This window comes from Paenibacillus lentus, assembly GCF_003931855.1.
Classification (GTDB): domain Bacteria; phylum Bacillota; class Bacilli; order Paenibacillales; family Paenibacillaceae; genus Fontibacillus; species Fontibacillus lentus.
This window is the reverse complement of sequence record NZ_CP034248.1, coordinates 959,520-985,084: the sequence shown is the minus strand read 5'-3', so window position 1 is coordinate 985,084 and position 25,565 is coordinate 959,520. Positions and strand designations below refer to the sequence as shown.

23 protein-coding genes and 1 riboswitch are annotated in these 25,565 nt (G+C 48.1%); all 23 genes read left to right on the top strand.

The annotated features are described in order from the left end of the window. The first annotated feature begins 6 nt into the window (after positions 1-6). The 23 genes from yabG to EIM92_RS04400 all read left to right on the top strand — a co-directional run bounded on the left by yabG (position 7) and on the right by EIM92_RS04400 (position 25,517). A complete protein-coding gene (gene yabG, locus EIM92_RS04510) occupies positions 7-903 on the top strand; it encodes a sporulation peptidase YabG (RefSeq protein WP_125081661.1) in 897 nt (298 codons plus the stop codon). A gap of 214 nt (positions 904-1,117) precedes the next feature. Continuing rightward, a complete protein-coding gene (veg, locus tag EIM92_RS04505; RefSeq protein ID WP_110930530.1) occupies positions 1,118-1,396 on the top strand; it encodes a biofilm formation stimulator Veg in 279 nt (92 codons plus the stop codon). 170 nt (positions 1,397-1,566) lie between these two features. Next, positions 1,567-1,743 (top strand): small, acid-soluble spore protein, alpha/beta type, encoded by a 177-nt coding sequence (locus EIM92_RS04500; protein WP_125081660.1) that lies wholly within the window; start codon positions 1,567-1,569, stop codon positions 1,741-1,743. A 198-nt stretch (positions 1,744-1,941) separates the two neighbouring features. Then, entirely contained in the window at positions 1,942-2,796 is an 855-nt protein-coding gene (ispE, locus tag EIM92_RS04495) for a 4-(cytidine 5'-diphospho)-2-C-methyl-D-erythritol kinase (protein WP_125081659.1), read from the top strand. 71 nt (positions 2,797-2,867) lie between these two features. Beyond that, positions 2,868-3,725 (top strand): pur operon repressor, encoded by an 858-nt coding sequence (gene purR, locus EIM92_RS04490; RefSeq protein WP_125081658.1) that lies wholly within the window; start codon positions 2,868-2,870, stop codon positions 3,723-3,725. A gap of 156 nt (positions 3,726-3,881) precedes the next feature. Beyond that, the gene (gene spoVG, locus EIM92_RS04485; protein WP_110930526.1) at positions 3,882-4,166 is read left to right on the top strand and encodes a septation regulator SpoVG; all 285 of its coding nucleotides are present in this window, start codon (positions 3,882-3,884) and stop codon (positions 4,164-4,166) included. 124 nt (positions 4,167-4,290) lie between these two features. After that, positions 4,291-5,691 carry a bifunctional UDP-N-acetylglucosamine diphosphorylase/glucosamine-1-phosphate N-acetyltransferase GlmU gene (gene glmU, locus EIM92_RS04480; protein ID WP_125081657.1) on the top strand — a complete coding sequence of 467 codons (1,401 nt, stop codon included), beginning with the start codon at positions 4,291-4,293 and terminating at the stop codon, positions 5,689-5,691. A gap of 209 nt (positions 5,692-5,900) precedes the next feature. Continuing rightward, positions 5,901-6,854, top strand: a complete 954-nt coding sequence (locus tag EIM92_RS04475) for a ribose-phosphate diphosphokinase (RefSeq protein WP_125085001.1) — start codon at positions 5,901-5,903, stop codon at positions 6,852-6,854. 640 nt (positions 6,855-7,494) lie between these two features. Next, complete coding sequence (pth, locus tag EIM92_RS04470; RefSeq protein WP_125081656.1) at positions 7,495-8,055, top strand: aminoacyl-tRNA hydrolase; 561 nt, start codon at positions 7,495-7,497, stop codon at positions 8,053-8,055. 165 nt (positions 8,056-8,220) lie between these two features. Then, positions 8,221-8,451, top strand: a complete 231-nt coding sequence (gene fin, locus EIM92_RS04465) for an anti-sigma-F factor Fin (protein ID WP_110930522.1) — start codon at positions 8,221-8,223, stop codon at positions 8,449-8,451. A gap of 147 nt (positions 8,452-8,598) precedes the next feature. Continuing rightward, on the top strand, positions 8,599-12,123 hold the full coding sequence (gene mfd, locus EIM92_RS04460) for a transcription-repair coupling factor (RefSeq protein ID WP_125081655.1): 3,525 nt from the start codon (positions 8,599-8,601) through the stop codon (positions 12,121-12,123). Continuing rightward, the gene (locus EIM92_RS04455) at positions 12,110-13,267 is read left to right on the top strand and encodes a peptidylprolyl isomerase (protein ID WP_125081654.1); all 1,158 of its coding nucleotides are present in this window, start codon (positions 12,110-12,112) and stop codon (positions 13,265-13,267) included. The genes mfd and EIM92_RS04455 overlap by 14 nt, the downstream gene beginning before the upstream one ends. A gap of 320 nt (positions 13,268-13,587) precedes the next feature. Further along, the gene (gene spoVT / locus EIM92_RS04450) at positions 13,588-14,130 is read left to right on the top strand and encodes a stage V sporulation protein T (RefSeq protein WP_125081653.1); all 543 of its coding nucleotides are present in this window, start codon (positions 13,588-13,590) and stop codon (positions 14,128-14,130) included. Between the two features lie 246 nt (positions 14,131-14,376). After that, positions 14,377-16,074 (top strand): polysaccharide biosynthesis protein, encoded by a 1,698-nt coding sequence (locus EIM92_RS04445; protein ID WP_125085000.1) that lies wholly within the window; start codon positions 14,377-14,379, stop codon positions 16,072-16,074. 80 nt (positions 16,075-16,154) lie between these two features. After that, a complete protein-coding gene (gene yabN, locus EIM92_RS04440; protein WP_125081652.1) occupies positions 16,155-17,657 on the top strand; it encodes a bifunctional methyltransferase/pyrophosphohydrolase YabN in 1,503 nt (500 codons plus the stop codon). A gap of 185 nt (positions 17,658-17,842) precedes the next feature. After that, on the top strand, positions 17,843-18,115 hold the full coding sequence (locus EIM92_RS04435) for an HU family DNA-binding protein (RefSeq protein ID WP_110930517.1): 273 nt from the start codon (positions 17,843-17,845) through the stop codon (positions 18,113-18,115). Further along, on the top strand, positions 18,115-18,387 hold the full coding sequence (locus EIM92_RS04430) for an RNA-binding S4 domain-containing protein (protein ID WP_125081651.1): 273 nt from the start codon (positions 18,115-18,117) through the stop codon (positions 18,385-18,387). The genes EIM92_RS04435 and EIM92_RS04430 overlap by 1 nt, the downstream gene beginning before the upstream one ends. Positions 18,388-18,507: 120 nt before the next feature. Further along, positions 18,508-18,789 (top strand): sporulation protein YabP, encoded by a 282-nt coding sequence (gene yabP / locus EIM92_RS04425; protein WP_125081650.1) that lies wholly within the window; start codon positions 18,508-18,510, stop codon positions 18,787-18,789. Beyond that, on the top strand, positions 18,786-19,355 hold the full coding sequence (gene yabQ / locus EIM92_RS04420; protein WP_125081649.1) for a spore cortex biosynthesis protein YabQ: 570 nt from the start codon (positions 18,786-18,788) through the stop codon (positions 19,353-19,355). Before yabP ends, yabQ begins: the two co-directional genes overlap by 4 nt. 16 nt (positions 19,356-19,371) lie before the next feature. Further along, positions 19,372-19,719 (top strand): FtsB family cell division protein, encoded by a 348-nt coding sequence (locus EIM92_RS04415; RefSeq protein WP_125081648.1) that lies wholly within the window; start codon positions 19,372-19,374, stop codon positions 19,717-19,719. A 114-nt stretch (positions 19,720-19,833) separates the two neighbouring features. After that, positions 19,834-20,313, top strand: a complete 480-nt coding sequence (locus EIM92_RS04410) for a S1 domain-containing RNA-binding protein (protein WP_125081647.1) — start codon at positions 19,834-19,836, stop codon at positions 20,311-20,313. Between the two features lie 390 nt (positions 20,314-20,703). Further along, entirely contained in the window at positions 20,704-23,211 is a 2,508-nt protein-coding gene (gene spoIIE / locus EIM92_RS04405) for a stage II sporulation protein E (RefSeq protein WP_125081646.1), read from the top strand. A 176-nt stretch (positions 23,212-23,387) separates the two neighbouring features. After that, positions 23,388-23,476: riboswitch (cyclic di-GMP riboswitch) on the top strand. A 277-nt stretch (positions 23,477-23,753) separates the two neighbouring features. Further along, positions 23,754-25,517, top strand: coding sequence for a methyl-accepting chemotaxis protein (locus EIM92_RS04400; protein ID WP_125081645.1), 1,764 nt, complete (start codon positions 23,754-23,756; stop codon positions 25,515-25,517). Positions 25,518-25,565 lie beyond the last annotated feature (48 nt).

Genomic DNA, 25,565 nt, shown 5'->3' with positions numbered 1-25,565 from the left:
ATTCATTTGACGAACTTGGGAGACTTGGTCGTCCGGAAATCATACGGCGGTGATGTGACATTCCGGGTGGAGAGTATACAGCGTAATGAAGCTATGATCAAGGGGACGGAATTTCGGCTATTGGCTGATGCACCCTTACATGATCTCGTGAAGGTCGATCCGGCCTCGCCAACGGAGAAGGCGAAGAGAGCGCGCATTAAGGCCACGGAGTCGCTTAAACGGCTGCACCGGGATCGGCAAGAGCAAACCGAACGCAATCAAGCTACTCTAAGTCAATTATGGTACGCACAGAGTGAGCCGTCTTATTTCGAAGTTCCAGGAAAGGTTCTGCATCTGGACGGGGATGAACGATATCTGAAGAAGAGTCTTGATTTGTACGAGAAGCTGCGGGTTCCCGCTCATGGCTATTACGTGACGGAATCGCAGATGGCTAGCGCTTTATACAGCCTGCTTCCCGGCATTCGGCCGGATATTGTCGTCATAACTGGGCATGATGGCGTTCTAAAGAACCGTCCGCAAGCGGATCTTTACAATTTGACGAGCTATAAGAACTCCAGCCACTTTGTTGAAGCCGTCCAGGCGGCAAGACAGTATGAGCGTAACTTTGATGCATTAACTGTAGTTGCAGGGGCCTGCCAGTCTCATTTTGAGGCATTGCTGCAAGCTGGAGCGAATTTTGCCAGTTCCCCCTCTCGCGTGCTTATTCACGCGCTGGATCCGGTATATGTTGCCGCGAAGATGTCCTTTACCTCTATCCGTGATACCATTAATATGATGGATATATTAAATAATACAATCAGTGGCACGCAAGGGGTCGGCGGAATCGAGACGCGGGGCAGCTACCGAATCGGACTGCCGAAGCTCAAAGATTTAGCAACGTTGAAGGTAGTACCTTCCATGTAAACTGGTCGCGATTATTTTGTTTTCTTATATTAGCACCGTTAGGTGCTTTTTTGTTTTTTTGGGATTTTTAAGCTACTTTTTTGGTGATCAGAAATATGTCGAAAAAAAAATCGTTGACAATACTTTTTTCGGACTGATATAATTATTTGTTTTGCATTTGACAACCGCCCGTCTTTTATGTATAATGGACAAAGAAAGAAGGTGGTCACAGGCAATGGCTAAAAATACGCTGTCGGAAATTAAGCATAGTCTCGACGCTTATGTAGGACAGAAAATTATGCTGCGTGCAAACGGTGGTCGCCGTAAGACCGTCGAACGTACCGGCGTATTGGAGGAGACATATCCATCTGTCTTTATCGTGAAGTTGGATGAAGAGCAACAGACCTTTAAGCGAGTGTCTTACAGTTATGCCGATATACTTACCGAATCCGTTGAAGTGATGATTTGTGACGATAACAGCGACAACGAGATGCGGATTACGTATATTAAATAGTGAGCATCATGATTAGTTAGCAAACGGCTTCCGCAACCTGCGGAGCCGTTTTTTTCTTTTTTTGTCTCTTTAGCATCCGGTTTGGCAAGTATTTCGCCGTATGAAGGGTTATAGTCAGTGCATACTAACGAATGTTCCTACATCCATCATCCTGTAAGGAGGGGCATGCCATGGCGCGGAGACGGCGCAGTGTAATGTCGGAGGAGCTCAAAGTGGAGCTTGCGAAGGATCTGGGATTCTATGACACCGTCCAGCAGGAAGGCTGGGGAGGCATTAAGGCAAAGGATGCCGGCAATATGGTTAAGAGAGCCATTGAATTAGCAGAGCGTGCAGCTGCACGGGAATAATTAAAATCACAAGGGAGCTTTCCTAATCCAAGGAAGGCTCCTTTGTTGTTAACATAATAGTGATAAACCGAGCACAAAAGCAGGTATTTGACCGTCTGTAATAGACGAAGGCGGCAGTTAAATTTATAATATGGTAAACGTTATTATTTGCTTAACATAAGAAATGATTCCATGGACATGCTGAGGGTGGTGTACGCCTTGAAGATTTACGAAAAAGCTCCAGCAAAAATCAATTTGATGCTGGACGTATTGCACAAGCGACCGGATGGTTATCATGAGGTTGAAATGATCATGACCATGGTAGACTTAGCTGATCGCTTGGAGATGGAAGCCCTCTCGCGGGATACGATCATTATTTCGAGCCAGGCTGGCTATATTCCGTTGGATGAGAAGAACCTGGCATTTCAGGCAGCGAAGCTGATTAAAGAACGGTACAACGTCCGCAGCGGCGTATATATTCATTTGGATAAAAATATACCGGTAGCCGCAGGCTTAGCGGGCGGCAGCAGCGATGCAGCAGCAACACTGCGCGGTCTTAACCGGCTATGGGATCTAGGCATCCCTGTAGAGGAATTGAAGCAGCTTGGCGCCGAATTAGGGTCGGACGTTCCTTTTTGCATTACGGGCGGAACGGCGCTTGCGACAGGCCGTGGGGAGCTGCTGACCCCTCTTCCCAATCCGCCGCAATGTTGGGTCGTGTTGGCGAAGCTGCCAATCAACGTATCTACGGCAGAAATTTACGGTCGGTTCCGCAGCGAGGAAGTGGTAGCCCATCCTTCGGCCAATCGCATGCGGCAGGCGATCGAGACTTCCTCCTTCCAAGGGGTGTGCGAGGAATTAGGGAATGTACTGGAGGAAGTGACTCTTAAACTTTATCCCGAGGTGGCACATCTTAAAGAAACGATGTTGAAACTCGGAGCTGATGGCGTATTGATGTCAGGCAGTGGGCCGACTGTATTCGGCTTGGTTTCTAAGGAAGCGAAAGTATCACGAATATATAATGGGCTCCGTGGATTTTGTAAAGAAGTCTACGCCGTACGCTTACTTACTTAAGGAAGGCTTGAATAAAGACGTACAATCGTGTAATATTTTCTTTAAAATATTCGGATTTAGAGGGGTACTTCGTGAAAAAACTAAAAAGAAGCGCTCGATTGGTGGAAATGACGCGATTTCTATTGTCACGTCCCCATCATTTGATACCACTGACCACATTTGCACAGCGTTACGGTGCGGCCAAGTCCTCGATTAGTGAAGACTTGGCAATTATCAAAGAAGTATTTGAAAACGAGGGTATGGGTGAGCTGCACACTTTGGCCGGGGCTGCCGGAGGGGTTAAATATATTCCTAAGGTAAGCAAGGAGCATGCTCTGGTATTTATCAGCCAGCTTTGTGAGAAGCTGTCGCAACCGGACCGTATTTTGCCTGGTGGTTATTTGTATATGTCTGATTTATTAGGTCAGCCTGCACTCATGAACGAGGCCGGGAAGTTATTTGCGACTATTTTTGCTGATCGAGAGATTGACTGTATCATGACCGTAGAGACTAAAGGCATCCCGCTTGCTTATGCCACAGGTGCTGAGCTAAATTTACCAGTTGTGCTCGTAAGGCGGGACCATCAGGTTACAGAGGGGTCGGCCGTTAGCATCAATTATGTATCAGGCTCCCACAAAAGTTTGCATACAATGACCTTGTCACGTCGTGCGCTCAAGGAGAAATCCAGAGTCTTGATCATGGACGATTTTATGAAGGCTGGAGGAACGATTCAGGGGATGGTAGACCTACTCGCTGAATTTGATGCTAAGGTCGCTGGCGTAGGCGTACTTGTTGAATCGGGTGAAATTGAATCGGAACAAAGATTGCTCCAAGATTATGTATCCTTGGCTACGCTCACGGTAGTGGATGCCAAAGGAAAGGAAATTAAGGTTGAGCCAGGCAATTATTTTTCTATAGAAAAGCTGGTAAGTTCTTCTGTCGATTCATAAAAAATGGACTATGTTCTAGACGAATCATGTCGAAAATCTCATGATTTCAAAAAAATTCCTGAATTTAGGGTATTTTGTTCCAGAAAAAAGGAGGATTTCCGTTGGCTATGTGGAATATTACACCAAGTCCCTGATGGAAAAAGGTGGTGAACACATATGCAAATTACGGATGTAAGGCTCCGCCGAGTCAGCTCGGAAGGCAGAATGAAGGCAATCGCATCCATTACCATCGATAACGAGTTTGTTGTTCATGACATTCGCGTCATCGACGGAAATAATGGAATGTTTGTAGCAATGCCTAGCAAGCGCACACCGGACGGGGAGTTCCGGGATATCGCGCATCCAATTTCTTCGGGCACACGCGAGAAGATTCAAGCTGCAGTTTTGGCTGAGTACGAACGCGCTGCTGACCAAGAAGAAGTTATTGAAGAAGGGGCTTAAGTACTGGTTTTTGTCTAACCAATTGGGGTTCGAAGAAAAGAGTGCCATGATACATGGCTCTCTTTTCTTTTTGTCTTAAATAAGATATATTCAGTAATGAGTTCAAGAGAAGGAGGCCGGGGCCTTGAAAAGATTAGCGATTATTCTTGCTGCAGGACAAGGGAAGCGCATGAAGTCCAAGCTTTATAAAGTGCTCCATCCCGTTTGTGGCAAACCGATGGTCGGACATGTTCTGGACACGGTAAAGCAAATCCAGTGTGAGCGAAGTATTGTGGTTGTAGGCCACGGTGCAGATGCAGTGCAGTCTTATCTCGGAACATCAGCAGAATATGTGCTGCAGGAGGAACAGCTAGGCACGGGCCATGCTGTGAAGCAGGCAGAATCGTTGCTTGCTAGTGAAGAAGGAATTACGATCGTTATATGTGGAGATACTCCACTTGTGAAGCCTGAGACACTAGAGGAACTCATCGCTTTGCATACGAAGAGCAATGCAGCAGCTACCGTGCTGTCTGCCTGGACCGAACACCCGCAAGGGTATGGCCGGATTATCCGGGGGGAGAATGGTTCTGTTGTGCGAATCGTAGAACAGAAGGATTGTTCTCCGGAAGAAGATGCGGTAAAGGAATTTAACACAGGAACTTATTGTTTTGATAATGCGAAATTATTTGCTGCTCTTGGCAAGGTAACGAACAACAATGCACAGCAAGAATATTATCTGACGGATGTCATCGGCATTCTCGTAGATTCGGGCGAAGTCGTGGAAGGCTATATGACCGAGGATTACGCGGAATCGATCGGAGTAAACGATCGGCTGGCACTCTCGGAAGCGGAGCAATTTATGCGAGAGAGAATTGCCCGGAAGCATATGCTGGCAGGTGTTACCATCATCGATCCTCAATCGACGTATATCGGCGCAGATGTTCAAATCGGTGCGGATACGGTAATTTATCCGGGGACATCGATATTGGGTAATACGGTGATCGGCGAGGATTGCGTTATCGGACCTGCGGCAGAAATAAATAATAGCAAAATTGACAACGGCGCAAAGGTTAAGCATTCGGTACTAGTGGATGCCGAAGTAGGTAGTGAAGCTACCGTTGGACCTTTCGCTTATTTGCGTCCAGGAGCAAAACTTGGAGCACACGTTAAAGTGGGCGATTTCGTGGAGATCAAGAATGCTTCGATCGACGAGGGCTCCAAAGTATCGCATCTGAGCTACATTGGTGATGCCAAAGTAGGTAAGAATGTAAATATTGGCTGTGGAGCGATAACCGTCAACTATGATGGTTATAATAAGTCTATTACGGAAATCGAAGATGATGCGTTCGTGGGGAGCAATGTTAATTTGATCGCACCGGTGAAGGTCGGCAAAGGGGCTTACGTCGTTGCAGGCTCCACCATTACTCATTCTGTTTCCGACAATGAACTAGCCATAGCAAGGAACCGGCAGGAGAATAAGGCGGGATATGCCGAAAAGCTTCGCGCCCGGGCTAAGGCCAAGCATGACCGAGGAAAGCAATCATAGCCGATGTTCACAAAGTGAACAACCTCTAATAGTAATGTCATACCAAGATAGTGTAATATAGAGTATGTATTCATTACGTATGAGCCGAGGAATCTTGATTTACGGCAGTAGCAGCAAGACAACATATCGCAATGGATTGTAGACGCAGTAACCATTTTAATGACCAGATCGATTTGAACTATCGATACAGCACGGAGGGTTTTTATTTTATGACTTATTGTGATTCTAAACTGAAGATATTCACCTGTAACTCTAATCCAAAATTAGCGCATCAAATTGCTGATTATATCGGTATTCCGATGGGAGACTCGGAAACGACAAGCTTCAGCGATGGAGAAATCCAGGTGAAGCTATCCGAGAGCGTACGCGGTTGTCATGTATATATTGTACAATCGACTTGCGCGCCGGTTAACGATAATTTGATGGAGCTTCTTGTCATGGTGGATGCTTTGAAGCGGGCTTCAGCCAAGAGCATAAACGTGGTTATCCCGTATTACGGATACGCACGTCAGGATCGGAAGGCCCGTTCCCGTGACCCAATTACGGCAAAGTTAGTGGCTAACTTGATCGAAAAAGCAGGCGCTCATCGCGTCATTACGATGGACTTGCATGCAATGCAAATTCAAGGGTTTTTCGATATTCCAGTTGATCACATGCTGGGCGTGCCGATTTTAGCTCAATATTTCCGCTCCAAGAAAATTCCAAATCCGGTCGTCGTATCGCCAGACCATGGCGGTGTTGTGCGTGCCCGGAAATTGGCGGATTTTCTGAATGCACCGCTTGCGATTATCGACAAGCGCCGTCCGGAGCCGAATGTTAGTGAAGTGATGAACATCATCGGTAACATCGAGGGTAAGACAGCTATTCTCGTCGATGACATCATTGATACGGCCGGTACGATCGTCCTTGGCGCCAATGCCTTGAAGGAAGGCGGCGTTGAAGAGGTATACGCTTGCTGTACGCATCCAGTGCTGTCTGGTCCGGCGATGGAACGTCTGGAGAATTCTCCGCTGAAGGAAGTTGTGGTTACTGATACGATTCCAATTACGCAACCGAATCCAACGAGCAAGCTTAAAGTGTTGTCGGTCGCTCCGCTGATGGGAGAAGCGATTATTCGCGTCCATGAGGAACTCTCCATCAGTAAACTGTTCGAAATCGAATAAGGATTCCTTTGTTATTCGGGGTTACACCTTCCACACGGAAGATGTAACCCTTATCGGCGTATTTACGTCTATATAATGACACACGACGAAGTAAAGCGAATCCTGAAGGGAGAGCGTCTCCCAGCAAGTAGTGACGTATAAAGCATGAAAACAATCACAAAGTAAAGCGTATCCCGGAGGGAGAGCGTCTCCAAGCAAGGAGTTACGTATAAAGCACGAAGACAATCACGAAGCAAAGCGTATCCCGAAGGGAGAGCGCCTCCCAGCAGGGAGTGACGCATAAAGCACAAAGTTGCAGTCCCCCTCCTGCAGGAGCGGGGACTAAGAGCGGGCCCGTCAGGGCGGCAAGCGGCTCAGAGCATAATGGTAACTCTGGAGCGCCGAGCGCAGCCCCATTCCGCAGCATGTTTTCAGGTTGCTCGGGCGCACCCAAAGTAAGACGTACCCGAAGGGGGAAAAGCGTTCCACGCACAAATCAACAGCGCATCCCCAAAGGGGACAGCGGTAGGAGCGCCTCTGTACCTCCCACGTTACTACAGTTTGCGGGAGTCCCGAGGGCTGCAAGCCTTGCGGGGGCCCTCCCTTACGGTAAGGGAGGGTTTGGGAGGGTTGAGACCCACAGAAAGGAGCACACCACTTCATGAAATGGTTTGTTGGCCTCGGCAATCCGGGAGCCCAATATGAGAAAACAAGACATAACATCGGTTTTATGGCCTTGGACGAGCTGGCAAGAAGGCATAATATCGATATCCGCCAAAGTAAGTGCAAAGCCCTGGTCGGGGATGGCATAATTGGCGGGCAGAAGGTTGCACTCATTAAACCGATGACTTATATGAATTTGTCCGGTGAAGCGGTAAGGGCATTTATGGATTACTATAAAGTCAGCCTGGAAGATATGATCGTCGTATACGATGATCTGGACACAGAAATCGGCAGAAACCGCCTTCGTTACCAAGGAAGCGCAGGCGGCCATAACGGGATTAAGTCCATTATTCAACATACAGGGACTCAAACATTCAATCGAATTCGGATGGGTATATCCAGACCGGAGCCGGGTTATGCGGTTGTCGATTATGTGCTATCCCCTTTTGCGAAGAAGGAGAGGCCTCTACTCGATGACTCCATACAGCAGGCATGCGATGCGCTTGAGTTTAGCCTCGATCATACTTTTGAACAAACGATGGCTAAATTTAATCGCTGATCGAGCGAGAGCAAGCTTTGGTTTTATTCGTATATCTCTTATTCTGGCACTGAAACAACATTTAAGGTTTATGCTAGTATTCAGAAAAACGGACTACCAACAGGGGCTAAACGTCGGTTATTCAGGGCATACTGAAGGCATAATGATGTTTCAGGAGGCATATAGATGGCAATAAACTATGTATGCAGACATTGCCGCACACAAATCGGCAGAATAGAAGCTGCTCATGTATCTGAAGCGCAGCTTGGTTTCCATTTCTTGACCCCCGATGAGCGGAGAGATATAATAGCGTATGATTCGAGCGGCGACACTACGGTTCGCGTCACTTGTGATTATTGCGCCGAAGCGCTTTCGAATCATCCAGAGCTAACACTGCTCAACAGCCCGCTGCAATGACCAGGCGGAGAACAGCGCAGGTACACATCGATGGTGATTGAATAGAGCCTTGGCACGGTTGCTGAGGCTCCTTTTTGCTTCGAGCCCACAAGCCGTGAGACGGGCAAACATAGATTTTTAGTAAGTATTTTAAGAGAGGTGCCTCATTTGCTACAAGCACTTATACAAGCTTTTTCTAAAGACACGGATTTTGCGACTGCCATAGCAGGCGTGAATTCGGGAATGAAAGAACAATTGATTTCCGGCTTATCCGGATCATCTAAACAAATTATGCTGGCTGCAATGCACAAAGAAACAAATCGCCCACTGCTTGTCGTGACACATAATATGTTTGCAGCCCAGAAAATTGCAGAAGATTTACAGGAAGCGCTGTCGTCCGATGAAGTGCTCCTGTATCCAGCTAATGAGCTCGTAGCGGCGGAATCAGCGGTATCGAGCCCTGAGACGCTGGCGCAGCGAATTGAGGTACTACTGAAATGCTCCCAAGGATTCCGGGGGATTGTGGTGGTGCCTTATTCTGGCATTCGCAGATTTATTCCATCGCCAGAAACGATGGCTGCCGCACGCTTGGACATAGCTCTTGGCGGTACGCTGCAGTTGGATCATTTCTTAAGCAAAATGGTCGAGCTCGGCTACGAGCGGGTGGAACGCGTGGAACTGCGGGGCGAGATGAGCATTCGCGGGGGAATTATCGATTTCTACCCGTTGACTGCGGAACTTGCCTACCGAATCGAGCTGTTCGACGATGAAGTGGACTCGATTCGTACGTTTGATCCAGCCGATCAACGCTCTATAGAGCAGGTGAAGCACGTATCTGTGCCTCCATGCAAGGAGCTTATCGCTTCCAAAGACCGTTTTACCAAGGCAGCCCAAGCTGTATCAGAGCGGCTGGAGCAGCAGTTGGAGAAAATGACGGATCGTCAAGTCAAACAAAGATTGAAAGAGGAAATTTCCAGAGAAATCGAACTGCTCCGTGAGCAGGTTTATTTTCCTGAGATTTATAAGTATATTTCACTGATATATCCGGAGAATAAAACGCTGTATGATTTTATGGCTGATGATACGCTGCTGATTCTGGATGAACCTGCCCGGCTGCTGGAAACCGCTAAGCAGTTAGAGCGGGATGAAGCGGAGTGGCACTTGCATCTGTTCCAGAATGGCAAGAGTTTGCCTGATTTGCCGCTTGCCATGGATGGGGATCGGGTTCTTTATCGTCGTCCTTTCCAGACCATGTTCCTGTCGCTATTTTTGAAGCAGGTGCCTCATGTTCAGCCCCAGAACATTATTAACTTCGTCAGCCGAACCATGCAGGACTTCCACGGTCAAATGAATGTACTTAAGGCAGAAATGGAACGGTGGAAGAAGAGCGGTGCGAATGTGATCATGCTGGCGAACGGCGAAGAGCGCATAGAACGGATGCGCCGGGTGCTGCTTGATTATGGCATTGATGAGCCGACCTTACTGCAAGGCAATTTGCAGTCTGGATTTGAACTGCCCTCGGTGCATCTGGTTGTCATCACGGAAGGAGAAATGTTCTCCAAGAAGCAGCGTAAAGCACGCAAAGTAACGAAAAACATGGATAATGCTGAGCGGATAAAAAGTTATACCGAGCTTAAAGTGGGCGATTATGTCGTTCACCAGAATCACGGGATTGGTAAATACCTCGGCATTGGCACATTGGAAGTTGGCGGCATACACAAGGACTACATGCATATTATGTATGCGGGCGGGGACAAACTTTCCGTACCCATCGAGCAAATTGATCTGATCCAGAAATATGTGGGCTCCGAGGATAAAGAACCCAAAGTATATAAGCTGGGTGGGAACGAATGGACGAGGGTCAAGAACAAGGTTCGCACTACGGTACAGGATATCGCCGACGATCTCATCAAGCTGTATGCTGAACGTCAAGCTTCGCCGGGCTATGGCTTTGAGAAGGATACGCCCGAACAGCAGGAATTTGAAGCCATGTTCCCTTATGAGGAGACGCGCGATCAGATTAGGGCTATTGAGGAAATTAAGAAGGATATGGAGCAGCCGCGTCCTATGGATCGATTGCTATGCGGTGATGTTGGCTATGGAAAGACAGAGGTGGCAATCCGAGCTGCCTTCAAGAGTGCAATTGAAGGGAAACAGGTTGCGGTGCTTGTGCCGACGACGATTTTGGCGCAGCAGCATTATGAGACCTTCCGCGAGCGATTTGCGGGTTATCCGATCAATATTCAGTCATTAAGCCGCTTCCGCAGCCGCAAAGAGCAGAATGAGACGATCAAAGGTATCCGGCAAGGGACAGTAGATATTGTTATCGGGACGCATCGCCTTTTATCCCAGGATGTCGTCTTCAAAGACTTAGGGTTATTAATTGTCGATGAAGAGCAACGTTTCGGCGTAACTCATAAGGAGAAGCTCAAGAGGCTGAAGACGAATGTAGACGTTCTAACTTTAACGGCGACGCCAATTCCAAGAACCCTGCACATGTCTATGCTCGGCGTTCGGGATTTGTCAGTCATCGAGACGCCTCCAGAGAATCGCTTCCCTGTTCAAACCTATGTCGTCGAGCACAGTCAATCTCTGGTTCGTGAAGCAATTGAACGGGAACTGGCGCGGGGCGGGCAAATTTATTACCTATACAACCGAGTCCAGGGTATCCAGGAGATGGCAGCACAAATATCAATGCTTGTTCCAGAAGCTAGAGTCGGAGTGGGCCACGGTCAAATGTCGGAGCAGGAGCTAGAGAAGACGATTCTCGACTTCCTTGACGGCGAATATGACGTCCTGGTCAGCACGAGCATCATTGAGACCGGGGTGGATATCCCGAACGTAAATACGCTTATCGTACATGATGCGGATAAAATGGGACTGTCTCAGCTATATCAATTGCGTGGGCGAGTTGGCCGTTCGAACCGGATTGCCTATGCTTATTTTACCTATCAGCGAGATAAGTCTTTGACGGAGGTCGCCGAGAAGCGCCTTCAATCCATTAAGGAATTTACGGAACTAGGTTCTGGATTTAAAATCGCAATGAGAGATTTGTCCATTCGGGGTGCAGGTAACTTACTCGGTGCGGAGCAGCACGGGTTTATTGCGTCTGTCGGATTTGATCTTTATTCTCAGATGTTGGCTGAAGAAATTCAGAAGCGAAAGATATCGGTACTTGGCGAAGAAGCGCCTGAGGATAAATCCTGGAATACGACGATCGATCTCGGCATCGATGCTTATTTACCGTCCGATTATATTTATGATAGTATTCAAAAGATAGAGATTTACAAAAAAACAGCTTCGGCAGCATCCTTCGAGGATGTCGCGGAGCTGGAGGACGAGCTTCTTGATCGATTCGGCGAGCTGCCGGAAGCTGTAGAAAACTTACTGTCCGTCGCTCGAGTGAAGCTTTATGGCAAACTTTACGGGATGGAATCCATGACGCGGCGGGGGGACGAGGTAGTGATTAAGTTCCTCGATGGCCGTGAGAAGGACGTCAATCCGGCCAAACTTGTGGAAGTTGGCAATCTGTTCGGAAGGCGTGTACAATTTAATCAGGGTACGGCAATGCTGATCCGAATTAAAACCAAGGAATTGGACGATAAAGCATTGATGGGTTTGTTGGAGCAATTCCTTGAGGCCCTGAAGGTTTCGTTCAAATTGAAAGGGGAACTACAAGATGTCTCGAAGTAAAGCACGTTCATGGAAGACGCTATTTATCGGGCTTGTTGCGGTATTGACGGTTTCCATGCTGGCAGCATGCGGGAAGAAAGATGACAACACGAATCCGAATAAGGAAGCAGCAAATAATGGCGGGAGCAAGAGTGAAGTAGTTGCTACCTATGAAGGCGGAGAAATCACGGCGAAGGAATTCGATCTTGAGCTGCGTATCATGAAGACATTACAACCGCAAATGGGACAGCTATTGGAGTTGGACGATTTTCGGGAATTTTTGGTGAAGCAAGCCATAACTTATGAGTACTTAGCTGAGAAAGCGGACGATAAGGCACAGAAGGAAGGCAAGAAAACAGCGGAAGATCAGCTCAATGCGATCAAAACGCAAATGGGTGATGAGGTATTTAAGGAAATGCTCGAAGCCCAAAATGTTACTGAGGATGAACTGAAAAATTATATGATCCGTATTTTTACGGTGGTGGCCAGTCAAACAGCCGGAATTAAAGAGGAAGACATCAAGGCGGAATTTGAAGCGACGAAGGACGACTATACAAAAGCATCGGTACGTCATATTCTGATCGGATTGACGGATGCGGAAGGCAAGGAGCGCAGCAAGGAAGATGCTTTGAAATTAGCCAATGAAGTGAAGGCCAAGCTCGATAAAGGGGAAGACTTTGCGACTCTGGTGAAGGAATACTCTGATGATGGACAGCAAAATATAGAAAATGGCGGATTGTATGAAGATGCATTAGTTACGCAATGGGTGCCGCAATTCCAAGAGAAAGCACGGACGCTGAAAATTAATGAAATCAGCGATCCGGTAGAGACGGATTTCGGTTATCATATTATGCGGGTTGAGTCGCGTACAGAGAAGAAATACGAAGATTTAACCGAAGAGGAAAAAGAAATGATCAAGAACTTTGTCGGTTCGACCAAACTGGACGAGTTCATGGAGAAGGATTTGGACAAGCTCATCAAGAAGATCGACCTGCCTAAGGCGGATAACAACGCAGAAACGGATAACGGAGCTGAAGCACCACCGGCGAGTGAAGGCAACGCGGGCACAGATTCGGAAGGAACGAATGAGGGATCTGGCAATAGCGGCAATGCTGGAGCGAATGATAGTGAGAAAGCCGAGGGGAACGCAGGGACTACGAAGTAAAGAAATACGGATTTTATGCTCCATCAATGGAAAGAGCAGCGCGAATTTATCGCGCTGCTTTCTTTTTCCAAGCGATGGATGACGCTAATATCAAGGATAATTCGAATGAATAAGGTGCTGGAAAGGGATGAATACTATGGTCAGAATCACAGAAGTCGAAATCCCTTTATCATAATACTAAATCGCCAGCCAGCCTGCCTGATGCAAGGGGATGCAACCGTCTGCGAAATGCGGACTTTTGTAATTACGTACTAAAGGGTAATGAAAATATTTATCAGACAGTAGTCAAAACTTCTTAAGAAAGTGGGGCAACATGTGATATGAAAGCTACTGGAATCGTACGACGTATTGATGATCTTGGACGGGTGGTTATTCCCAAAGAAATCCGCCGCACATTACGGATTCGCGAGGGAGATCCGTTGGAAATTTTCGTGGATCGCGATGGTGAAGTAATTCTGAAGAAGTATTCCCCAATCGGCGAATTAGGTGATTTTGCAAAAGAGTATGCGGAGTCTCTCTATGAGAGCACAGGTCATATTACGCTTATATCCGACCGGGATACGCTGATTGCTGTGGCTGGCGCCTCCAAGAAAGAGTATTTAGATAAGCAAATCAGCCCGCTACTGGAGGGCAGCATGGATGGACGCAAAATTTTGCTTGAGACAGACACGGGGAGTTATGAAATTACTAAGGATCATCCTGAGGAAATATCCTCCTTTGTTATCGCTCCGATCATTTCTGGAGGAGACCCTATCGGTACGGTAGTGTTACTTAACAAGGATGGTACTGTAAAGATGTCGGATCTTGAGTCGAAAATGGCTGAGACGGCCGCTGGCTTTCTCGGTAAACAAATGGAGCAGTAATTCTGTACTGCAGAGCTGATGATCTCCCGCAACTGTGAACGGTAATATTCCGTTGAACAGGCGGGAGTTTGTTTGTTATGGTATGTCCCAAGTGGGAATGAATAGGCAAAAGCCCTTGCCTTATCAGGATTGGAGGGCGGACTGCATGCCGTATATCACGTAGCGGATTGTCCTTTGCTTTAACGAGGGACGGAATCATCTTATAATGGTACCTGATGCATATTTTTATAATGAAGTAGGGTGCTTATGAAGGACGAAATAACCGAACCTCGACCATCCAGGCTGCTGAAGGGAGCGGCTGTCCTAGCCTTGGCTGCCATATTGACTAAGCTGCTGGGAACACTGCAGAAGATTCCGCTGCAAAATATAGGAGGAGACGGGGTATTCGGGATATATAACACCGTTTATCCGTTCTATATGATGATCATTACGCTGGCTACGTCCGGTTTTCCAACGACGATTTCTAAATTCATTGCAGAGCGCCAGGTATTAGGATCTGAAGCGGGCAAACGAGCCGTCCTGCGAATGGCCGGCCTGATGATGGGGCTGCTCGGAATAGCGGGTTTCAGCTTGCTGTATTTTGGGGCTCCATTATTGTCGCAGGCTATTGGCAGCAGTCAGCTTATTCCCGCTCTGCAGAATGCAGCTCCGGCACTGCTATTCATTCCGTTTAGCGCTGTATTTCGTGGATATTTTCAAGGGCTGCAGGAGATGGTGCCGACAGCGGTGTCCCAAGTCACGGAGCAAACCGTGCGCGTGGTCGTAATGATCATTTTGCTTATTTACTGGACAGGGCTTGGCGCTGCAGATGATGTCATTGCGGGAGGAGCCTTTGCCGGATCGGCTGCCGGCGGAGCAGCAGGACTCATTGTCATGCTTATTTTTTGGAGCCGGAGCTATAAAGTAAGGGAAAGAGCTCGTGAGCAAAGGCTTGATAGCATACTAACTTCTGATGAATCTGAGCTGACCCGGATGCCCGACCAGATAGAGAGTGCTCACTTGGAAAAAGGGACGAAGCTGCTATTATCGATGCTTGCTTATGCGATTCCTGTCTGTCTTGCTGCGCTGGCCGTGCCGCTCATTAGTCTAGTGGATGCCTTTACGCTACCTAGATTGCTGCAAAGCAGAGGGGTGAATGATCTGCAGGCGATGGTAGAGGTTGGCATATACAATCGAGGTGTTCCTCTCGTTCAATTAGTGACGATGCTGGCCTCGTCGTTATCGGTACTTTTCATTCCCGCACTGACAGAGCTGCGAATGAAGGGCGACTTAGAAGGGATTCGCCGGCAGAGGGCTACGGCGCTGCGCTGGTTCGGGCTAATCGGCCTTGCCGCATCGGTCGGGCTCGCCCTGCTGGCGCAGCCGATTAACGTGATGCTGTACGAGGACGCCCTCGGCAGCACCACGCTGGCGTGGATCGCTTGGACGGCGGCACCTGGCGCGCTCGTCACCGTCAGCGCCGCGCTGCTGCAGGGCCTCGGCCACGTCCGCGCTCCCGCGCTGCACCTGCTTGTCGCGGCGGCGCTTAAGACCGCGCTGAACGCGCTGCTTGTGCCGCCGCTTGGCATCACGGGCGCCGCACTCGCCGGCATCGCCGCTTACGGCGCCGCTGCAGCGCTCAACCTCGCGCTGCTCGCCCGGCGCACCGGCCGCGCCCGGCGTGGCGCCCGCGCAGCGCTGGCGCAGCTGCTGCGCCCTGCGGCGGCCGTGCTCGCCATGGCGTGCGCCGTGCTGCTCGTGCGCCTGGGCGCGGGCGCGCTGCCGCTAGGCGGCGGGCGCATGGCGGCGCTCGCCGAGAGCTTGCTCGGCGTGGGGCTTGGCGCCGCTCTGTTCGCGGCAGTCGTACTGCGCACCGGGCTGCTGAGCGCCGCCGAACTGTCGGCGCTGCCCCGTGTCTCGCCGCGGCTAATGGCAGCGCTGCGCCGCTTGCGGCTGCTGCGGTAGCGGTATGCGATATTTTTAATGCATGCTATCCGGTGTTATAGTATAGACAAGATGCTGAACAGGAGTGTGAAGTTAGCCATATGAGCAAAGCGATCATTGTAGTTGGCCTTGGGTCGGGTGATCCGGATCAATTGACTTTAGGCATAGTGAAGCAATTAAAAACAGCAACCGAGCGATATGTGCGCACGAAAGATCATCCGGTCGTGTCCTGGATTGAAGCGGAAGAGGGAATCGAGTTCCAATCCTTTGACTCGGTATACGAGGAGCTGGACGATTTCCCCTCCGTATATGAAGAGATCGCTGCGAGGCTTATTGCGAGAGCGCAGAGTGGAGCAGACGGTACAGCTATCCTCTATGCCGTTCCGGGACATCCGATGGTCGCTGAAGCGACTGTACAAATATTGCGTCGTCGCTGTCCGGAGGAAGGAATTGAGCTGCAGGTTCGCGGCGGGGAGAGCTTCTTGGATGAGGCTTTTGTCCGGCTTGGCTTTGACCCGATTGAGGGCTTCCAACTGTTTGATGCATCTGACGTGGGAAGCATGACTTTTGATCCTCGTATGCATACGCTGATTGGACAAGTGTACGACATCTTTACGGCATCTGACGTGAAGCTGAGTCTTATGGAGATGTACCCTGATGACTATGAAGTGGTCGCCTGTCATGCTCTTGGCGTTGAGGGACAAGAGCAAATACTGCGCGTACCGCTTCACGAGCTGGATCGTGTATCCGGGTATGGTAATTTATCGCTGATCTATATACCGGCGAGCCAGGATGATCATTTGCGCAATCGAAGCTTCCAGCGGCTGCACGAGATCGTTGCGATTCTTAGGAGTCCGGAAGGCTGTCCCTGGGATCGGGAGCAAACGCATCAGTCCATCCGCAAAAATCTCATCGAAGAGACGTACGAGGTACTCGAAACAATCGATGATGACGATCCGGATCATATGCGCGAGGAGCTCGGTGATTTACTCCTCCAGGTCATGCTCCATTCGCAGATGGAGGAAGAGACGGGAACCTTTACCGCCTATGATGTAATCCAGACATTAAATGAGAAGCTGATTTTCCGCCATCCTCATGTTTTTGGAGAGTTGAGCGCTGAAGACGCGGAGACAGCGCTGGGCAATTGGGAGGCCATGAAGGCAGAGGAGAAGCGCAGCAAAGGGATTGAACCGGAAAAGCAATCTGCGCTTAGCGGCGTGCCTCGCGATTTGCCTGCCTTGCTGAAGGCGTATAAAATCCAAAAAAAGGCGGCTAAGGCCGGATTCGATTGGGAGGATATCTCTGGAGTATGGGCTAAAATCGAGGAAGAGCTGGCCGAGCTTAAGGCATCGGTTCAGCAAGGCGAGGCCGTAGATGAGCAAACACTTGAGCTGGGCGATGTGCTTTTCTCTGTAGTTAATGCGGCACGCTTCATCGGTGCCGATCCCGAAGAGGCACTTTCTTTGACAATCCGTAAGTTCGTCCGACGCTTCCAGCATGTCGAGCAACAGCTTAAGGCGGCAGGAAAGACGCTGGCCACGAGCTCTCTTGTTGAAATGGATAAGTACTGGGATGAGGCCAAAGAGCTTGAGCGACAGTCGTAAAATGGAGTTTTTGGCTAAATAGCGATACCTTTTGGGATAAAAACAAAAAAAATTATCGATTTCGGGCAGGATTTTTAAAGTTAAGCAAGAATACTCTTACAAAGGTATGGCGACTTATCGGAGTAATTGCTCTCCATTGTACTGCCGTATATCATCATTTCTTTAATTATTGGGAGGCATTATTGATGAACAAAACAGATCTGATCAACAACATTTCCAGCAAAAGCGGCTTGACTAAAAAAGACGTTGAGTCTGTATTGAATGGTTTTCTGGGTGAAATTACCGAAGCTCTCGCTAGCGGAGACAAAGTGCAATTGATCGGCTTTGGCACGTTCGAGACTCGTAAACGTTCCGGCCGCACGGGCCGCAATCCGCAAACTGGTAAAACGATCGAAATTCCCGCATCTAATGTTCCAGCTTTTAAGGCGGGCAACAAACTTAAAGAAGCTGTAAAATAATGCGTCTTGATAAGTTCCTGAAAGTGTCGCGGTTGATCAAACGCCGTACGGTGGCTAAGGACGTCTCTGAGCAGGGTCGGGTTCTTATTAATGGACGTGAGTCCAAGCCAAGCACCTCTGTGAAGGTTGGGGACGAAATTACGATTCAATTTGGCCAAAAGCTGGTAACCGTGCGTGTCGAACGACTGGCGGAGACCACTCGTAAGGAGGAGGCCTCCACGCTGTATACGTTGGTGAAGGAAGAACCGATTCCGAAGGACAACTTTCTATGAACAATTAGCATTTAGCGAACAAATTACGGCGCCATCGCGGCGCCGTTTTTTAGTTGAATTACAGTTCTAAACCTATAGCACCCTCCATAAGCTATCTGTAAGAAGGAGGGGGTACATGCCATGGTGGATCTCAGTAAAGGGAAGCATCAGGAAATTCGACTATTCCAGCGGAAGCTGCTTGAAATTACAGGTGTTCTCAATGTGGAGAGCTTCGATAGCGAGGAGTTCTTGCTTCAGACAGAGCTGGGTCATTTAACGATTCGTGGCCAGAACTTACATATCAAAAATTTAAATTTGGAGCAGGGACTCGTCAGTATCGAGGGTCTTGTCAACTCGTTGTCTTACCTCGATCCCGGCTCCCAATCCGGCGGCAAAGGGCTGCTCGGTAAGCTGTTTCGATGAATTTGGAGATTCAATGGGCGACGCTCCTGTGGATGGCTGCGTCCGGGGGAATTTTAGGGATCGCCTTTGACAGCTATCGGGTCGTATCGGGACAGCTTCGTTTCCCCCGCTGGAGTGTACACGCTCTTGATTTGGTCTATTGGGTCGCAGCTTCATTGTTCGTATTCCGCATGCTTTATCATAGTAACCAGGGTGAACTGCGTTTCTATGTTTTTTTTGGATTATTTATAGGCGTTTGGATTTATTTTTTGTTCTTAAGTGTTATAACAGCGCGTTTTGTGGTAATGTTAATGGGGATAGTTAAAAAGATTTATCTTATATCGGTGAGGATATTCAGAATTTTTGTTGTAGCGCCGATAATATCGTTATTGAAAGGAATTAAGCTGCTACTTGGCTTTATTTGGGTCATAATGCTGTTTTTGGGAAGGATATTGCTCGTTCCACTATGGAAGATCATAGCCTGGGCTATAAGCCCGTTGGTTAGGAAACTTAGAATTGCAGATGGGGCTAGATCTGCGAGGGAGCGAATTACAGCATTATGGAAGCGTTGGTTCGGTAAAAATTAAGGTCAGGGGGTGCCCTATGCGTAAGGTAACTACATCAGCAAATTCAACAAGTCAGACATCTAATCAAATGGCTGGGGCACGTAGGCGAATTCGGTTGTGGTTAGGATTTATGATTGTTTTTCTCGGTTGGGCAGGGTACACCTTCATTTCCCAGTCGGGCGAGATGAGAGTAAAAGCCCAGCAGCTAGAGGAGCGCCGAGCTTCTATGACCGCGGCCACGCAAAGCTTGGAGCAATTGAAGTACGAAATCAATCGACTCCAAGATCCCGAATATATAGGGCAAATTGCAATGAAAAAATATGGGCTTTATAAGCCAGGTGAAATTCCGGTACGTGTTTCCGAGTCTCCAGCAGGAGATAACTAATCATAAGCAGGACATACGTCTGTTGACCTTGTTTCAGTCATTCGGTATAATCAAATCACCAGTCAAGATTTCGAGGCCTGGCTGTATATTTTTAAGGGAGGATCATTTTATTTTATGGCAATTGAAGTGGGCACCAAGTTAGAAGGAAAAGTGACAGGCATCACGCATTTCGGAGCATTTGTGGATCTGTCAGGAGGTGTCACGGGTCTCGTTCACATCTCAGAAATCGCCGACAATTACGTCAAGGATGTTAACGATCACCTGAAGATAGGCGACGCTGTAACCGTAAAGGTTATTAACGTTGACAAGGACGGCAAAATCGGCCTTTCTATTAAACAGGCCGTAGACAAACCGGTAGAGGCAGCTAGACCACCTCGTACACCGCGTCCGGATCGTCCTAGCGGAAGAGAGGGAGATCGTCCCGGCGGCGGATTTAACCGTGAACGGGGAGGGCGTTCGTTCAAGCCCCCAGCCGGCAAAACTTCTTTTGAAGATAAAATGTCCCGCTTCCTCAAAGATAGTGAAGAGCGCATTTCTTCGTTGAAGAAGAACACCGAAGGCAAACGCGGAGGCCGCGGAGCCAAGCGCATGTAATTTTGAATATGGATGATGCACACCGCAGGCTGGAAGATAGCCTGCGGTTTTTATTTTATAAACATAATTAGCCTAGCCGCCCCGGTATTTATTGCTGCGAGGGTGGTTTTTTTGTCGTCTTTATTTTTTTACCGACACGTTATTACGCTTTTCCAGCTATCTCAAGGGGAATCGCTAGCTGATTCAGATGGCATTTTACCAATTTGCTACGAACATAGAAGCCCCTTGAGACCCGCTATATTAGAACCAGCCTACATTCGCGCTACTTTTTAAATCCCTCTCAATTTGTCGGAAATTTCTTTTGACTCGCTCCGATAAGTGACAAACTTTCCGATGGCATCTGCCTATAATGGGACATACCTTACAAAATTTAGAAGAGGTGGTGCCAGGATGAGGGGAAAATGGAATGTCATCGCTTTTCCGGGAACAAGGAGAACGACGAAGAAGCAGGTAAGGGAGTCTTGGTGGAGGGAATGGACGGCCCAAGTGCCTGTCTTGAACAAAACAAGCCAATTCTTTGCAGCTAACCGATGGACGCTGTTAATGATGGCGATGAGCTTTTTATTGGGTAGAGCCACGATATTAGATGAACTATCACCCTTCGCAGCGGCATTCTTTGCGGTGATGATGTTTCTTCGCCGGGATATTGCGCTGCTTGTTGCTTCTTCTATCCTTGCGGGTGCTCTGTTTGGGTCTGGTGGGCATGCCGTGAGCATTGCCGCTGAGCTGCTGATTTTCTTTTTAGTGTATCGGGGATTGGAATCATTTGAACGCGCTGATTTGTCCTATGCGCCTTTGATGGTATTTACATCGACCTTTATTGTCGGGTTATTCAGTGCCGTCATTGGCCCTACACTCACGTGGTATGCTTTGACAATGACCGTCATGGATGCCGTACTAAGCTTTGTTTTGACGCTTGTGTTTATGCAGGCGATTCCGATATTTACCTATCGAAAAAAGAGTTATCAGCTGCGTAGTGAAGAAATATTATGTCTTGTCATCATGTTGGCCTCGGTCATGACCGGCTTGGTTGGATGGGAAATTTACGGATTATCAGCAGAGCATATTTTGTCCAGATATTTAATTTTAGTATTTGCATTGGTTGGTGGTGCATCGCTAGGTGCCTCTGTCGGTGTGGTTACGGGACTTATCCTTAGCTTGGCTAATATGGCAGCGTTATATCAAATGAGTCTGCTTGCTTTTTCAGGCATGCTGGCAGGCATGCTGCGGGAGGGACGGAAGTGGGCTGTCGGTTTTGGGATGCTGCTCGGTTCTTCCATTCTTTCGATTTATTTGACCGGTTCAAAAGATATTATCGCCTCGACATGGGAGAGTTGTGCGGCAGTATTATTATTTCTCCTGACTCCAGGCAGTGTAATGAAGATGATCGCCAAATATGTGCCAGGCACGCAGGATCACACGAAAACTCAGCATGAATATGCCAAAAGGGTGCGAGACATTACGGCTGAGCGAGTTTCTCAATTCTCACAGGTGTTCAAGCAGTTGTCCCGCAGTTTCGGTCAAGTCACGAGCTCCGGGGATATGGCGAAGCAGAGCGAGGAAATGGATCATTTTATGAATGCAGTCACAGAAGGCGTTTGTGCAACTTGCTATCGCCGTAACAAATGCTGGGATGGAAAGTTCTATCAGACGTATAAGTTTATGACCGAAATGATGACCGCTGTCGAGGAGAAACCGGATATTACGAAGCGGGATTTACCTGCCAGTTGGAGCAAAACATGCTCCAAGACCGATCAAGTACTGGAACTGATGAAGCACGAATACGATCTGTATCAACATGATATGCAGTGGAAGCGGCAAATATACGATTCCCGTCAGCTTGTTGCAGAGCAATTGTCGGGCGTGTCTCAGGTCATGGAGGACTTGGCCAAGGAGATCAAACGCGAAGGGCAGGCAATGTACCGTCAGGAGGAACAAATCCGCGAAGCCTTGGAGCAGCTGGGACTGTCTATTTATAGCATCGACATTGTTAATCTGGATCAAGGTAACGTAGAAATCGAGATTGTTCATGCCTATACCCGGGGATTTGATGAGTGCCGAAAAATTATTGCTCCGCTGTTATCCGACATTTTGGGAGAGCATATTGCGGTGACTGGGGAAACCGAGCGAGAGGGTAGGGAAGGACTAACGAAGGTGACGTTCAGCTCGGCCAAAACCTATGAAATCGCCACAGGAGTTGCTGGTACGGCCAAAGGCGGAGATTTGTTGTCTGGAGACAGCTTCAGTGCCATGGAGCTTGGAAACGGTACCTTTGCGGTAGCTATTAGCGATGGCATGGGGAATGGGGAAAGAGCCCGGCAGGAGAGCAGCACGGCTCTTAACATTCTGGAGCAGCTCCTGCAATCAGGGATGGATGAGACGATTGCTATTAAGTCCGTGAATTCTATTCTTATGCTGCGCTCGCCGGACGAAGTTTATGCGACAGTCGATATGGCGTTAATCGATGAATATACGGCAAAGACCACGTTTATGAAGATCGGCTCATCTCCCAGCTTTATTAAGCGGGGGGATGAAGTGATTCCGGTGTCAGCAAGTAATCTGCCAATCGGGATTATTCAGGAGATTGATATTGATCTTGTCACGGTTCAGCTGCACCCGGGCGACACATTGATAATGATGACAGACGGTATTTATGATGCTCCAGGCTATGCTGTGAATAAGGAGTTGTGGATGAAGCGGCTCATCTTGGAGATACAGGCGAATGAACCACAGGAAATCGCCGATCATTTGCTCGAATCCGTCATTCGCTATCAGAAGAACGTTATTCATGACGACATGACTGTCGTCGTAGCTAAAGTAGAGCATGTACGCCCTCAATGGTCGACGTTGCATATTCCAGGCATTAACCGGCTTGAACGTCCTCGGACAGTAAGCTAGGAAGGAGAAAAGTAGAATTTAATAATTTTGGATATTTTGTGAGTAAAGAGAGGGGTCTAAAGAACTAGTTTTGTTTAATCCTCGTAAAAAGTACTATTTACCATGGTAATATTTTGAACAATATAGTAATATCGACCTTATTAAAGGATATATTCCTCCTAAAGAATTTAATCACATATTTCTTTTGGCAAAGCTACTGAAAGGTAGTGACGCAAAGCTATAGGGACTTACTTCTCGGTGTGAGAAATGTCAGCCAGTTGCAGAAAGAAGAGCACAGATGCTTCCCTTTCGGGAAGGGCCTTGGGTTCCTTTAAGGTGAGCAGCTTTTCTTGCAAGTATAGAAGGTTTATATTCTGCTGAAGGCTCAGCAGTTTCTATACATTTAAAAATGGTGAGCTATGGGTCGCTTTGCGCTGTGGCTCGCTTTTTTTTGCCTTCACCAGAAAATTTAGGAATAGGAGGGGATAATCAACAGAAGGTGAAGATTCGCAGCCAATACAAACTAATATAATTCACTATGAAATCAATAAAGGAGACTTACCATGAAGCTGCCATATTTCCTTAAGAAAATTACTCAAACAAGCATTGTCACAAAAAATATGCTGCTTACGAGTATATCGATCATACTTACGGGCGTAATATTAATCGCTTCCAGCTTTTATATTCAAGGTGGGGTTCTGACTAATCAGCTGAAAAGCGATTCACAGAAAATTATGGAGGCCTGGAGCAAGAAGGTATCAATCGAAGAGACGGCCGAGGCTATAAGTAATCTAGATCGAAATTCGTCTATACAGCAAAAGCTGACGCAATTGTTTGATGAGCTGTCAGCAACGCATCCAAACGTTGCTCAGGGATATATTTTTGGCTCCGAATTGGTGGAAGGCAACAAAACGCTAATGATCGCTTTTCCTACCGTTATACTGGATATGTTCGCGGAGGAAGGCTTGCAATTAGGTGATTTACTTGAGCAACCGGCCTTTCATGTGCAGGGCGTCCAGGAAATGCTGCAAACAAGGGAAATTACATATACGAAGCCATATAAGGACGATTATGGAACTTGGCTAACGGTGCTGTATCCGTTCCAGGATGGCCAAGGTAATGTCATTGCTTACATGGGTATGGACATCGATGCGAGCTTGATTCTGCAAGGACAGCAGGATTTGCTCAAATATGCGTCGCTTGCTTTGGCGCTTACGCTGCTTGTTATTCTTACCTTACAATATGTGATGACTAAAAGGACTTTCGCGCCAGTTAAAGATTTGATGGCCGCGCTCGACAAGCTGAGCCAAGGAGATTTCAGCGTGCAACTGAAGACGAGCCAAGATGAACTGGGACAAGTTAATGAGAAATACAATTCGACCGTTGCCAATATTAATCGTTTGGTGACGACAATTCAGTCTGTATCGATTCAGTCCGCGGAGCAATCGAAGGTACTGTTTTCTACCGTGGAAGATAACCATGCGAGTTCTTTAGCAATTACGAACAATATTGAGGAAATTTCGGAAAAGGTATCTCAGCAGAGTAAATCAATTTCTGAGAGCGCCACTTCCCTAGAGGAAATCGCTTCAGGTGCAAATACGATTGCTGGCAATACCTCAGCCGTAGCGGAAGCCGCGCTGCAGATGAAGGATCAGTCTGAGCGAGGCGGCGACAATGTGGAGAAGGTCATGAAGCAGATGAATTCCATACATACGTCGGTCAGGAATTCTGTTGATTCAATCGAGCAGCTGCAGAGGCGTTCAGGGGAAATCGAGGAGATCGTACAAGTGATGACGCAAATTGCTGCCCAAACGCAGCTCTTGTCTCTTAATGCTAGCATCGAGGCTGCACGTGCCGGTGAAGAAGGGCGCGGATTTGCCGTGGTTGCCAATCAAGTGAAGAAGCTGGCGGAGGAATCCGGTGAATCAGCGGAGCAAATCGCCGAATTGGTGCGGCATATTCAACAGGAGACACTGCTGGCGGTTCATGCCATTAACGAGGGCGAACAAAATGTCGAGGTTGGGATCGGTATTGTCGAACAGACGGGAGAGTTATTCGACTCGATACTTTCAGCCACCGATTCGGTGACTAGTCAAATTCAGGAGGTGTCGGCTGCAACTGAGGAATTGGTGGCAGAGACCGAACAAATAACGGCAGCTATCAAGCAGTTGGCTGAGTTGGCTGAGAGTAACGCTGCTGTATCTGCCGAGATTAAATTCGAAGCGATGGAACAGCGGAATACATCGAATAAAATCGTGGATGCAGCAGAGCAATTGAATCAAATTTCCGACAAGCTGGAAGAGCTTGTAGTCGGATTAAAAGTATAGGTTCTGTGAAGGTTATACGGGCATATCGGCCATATTCGCTGGTCGTTA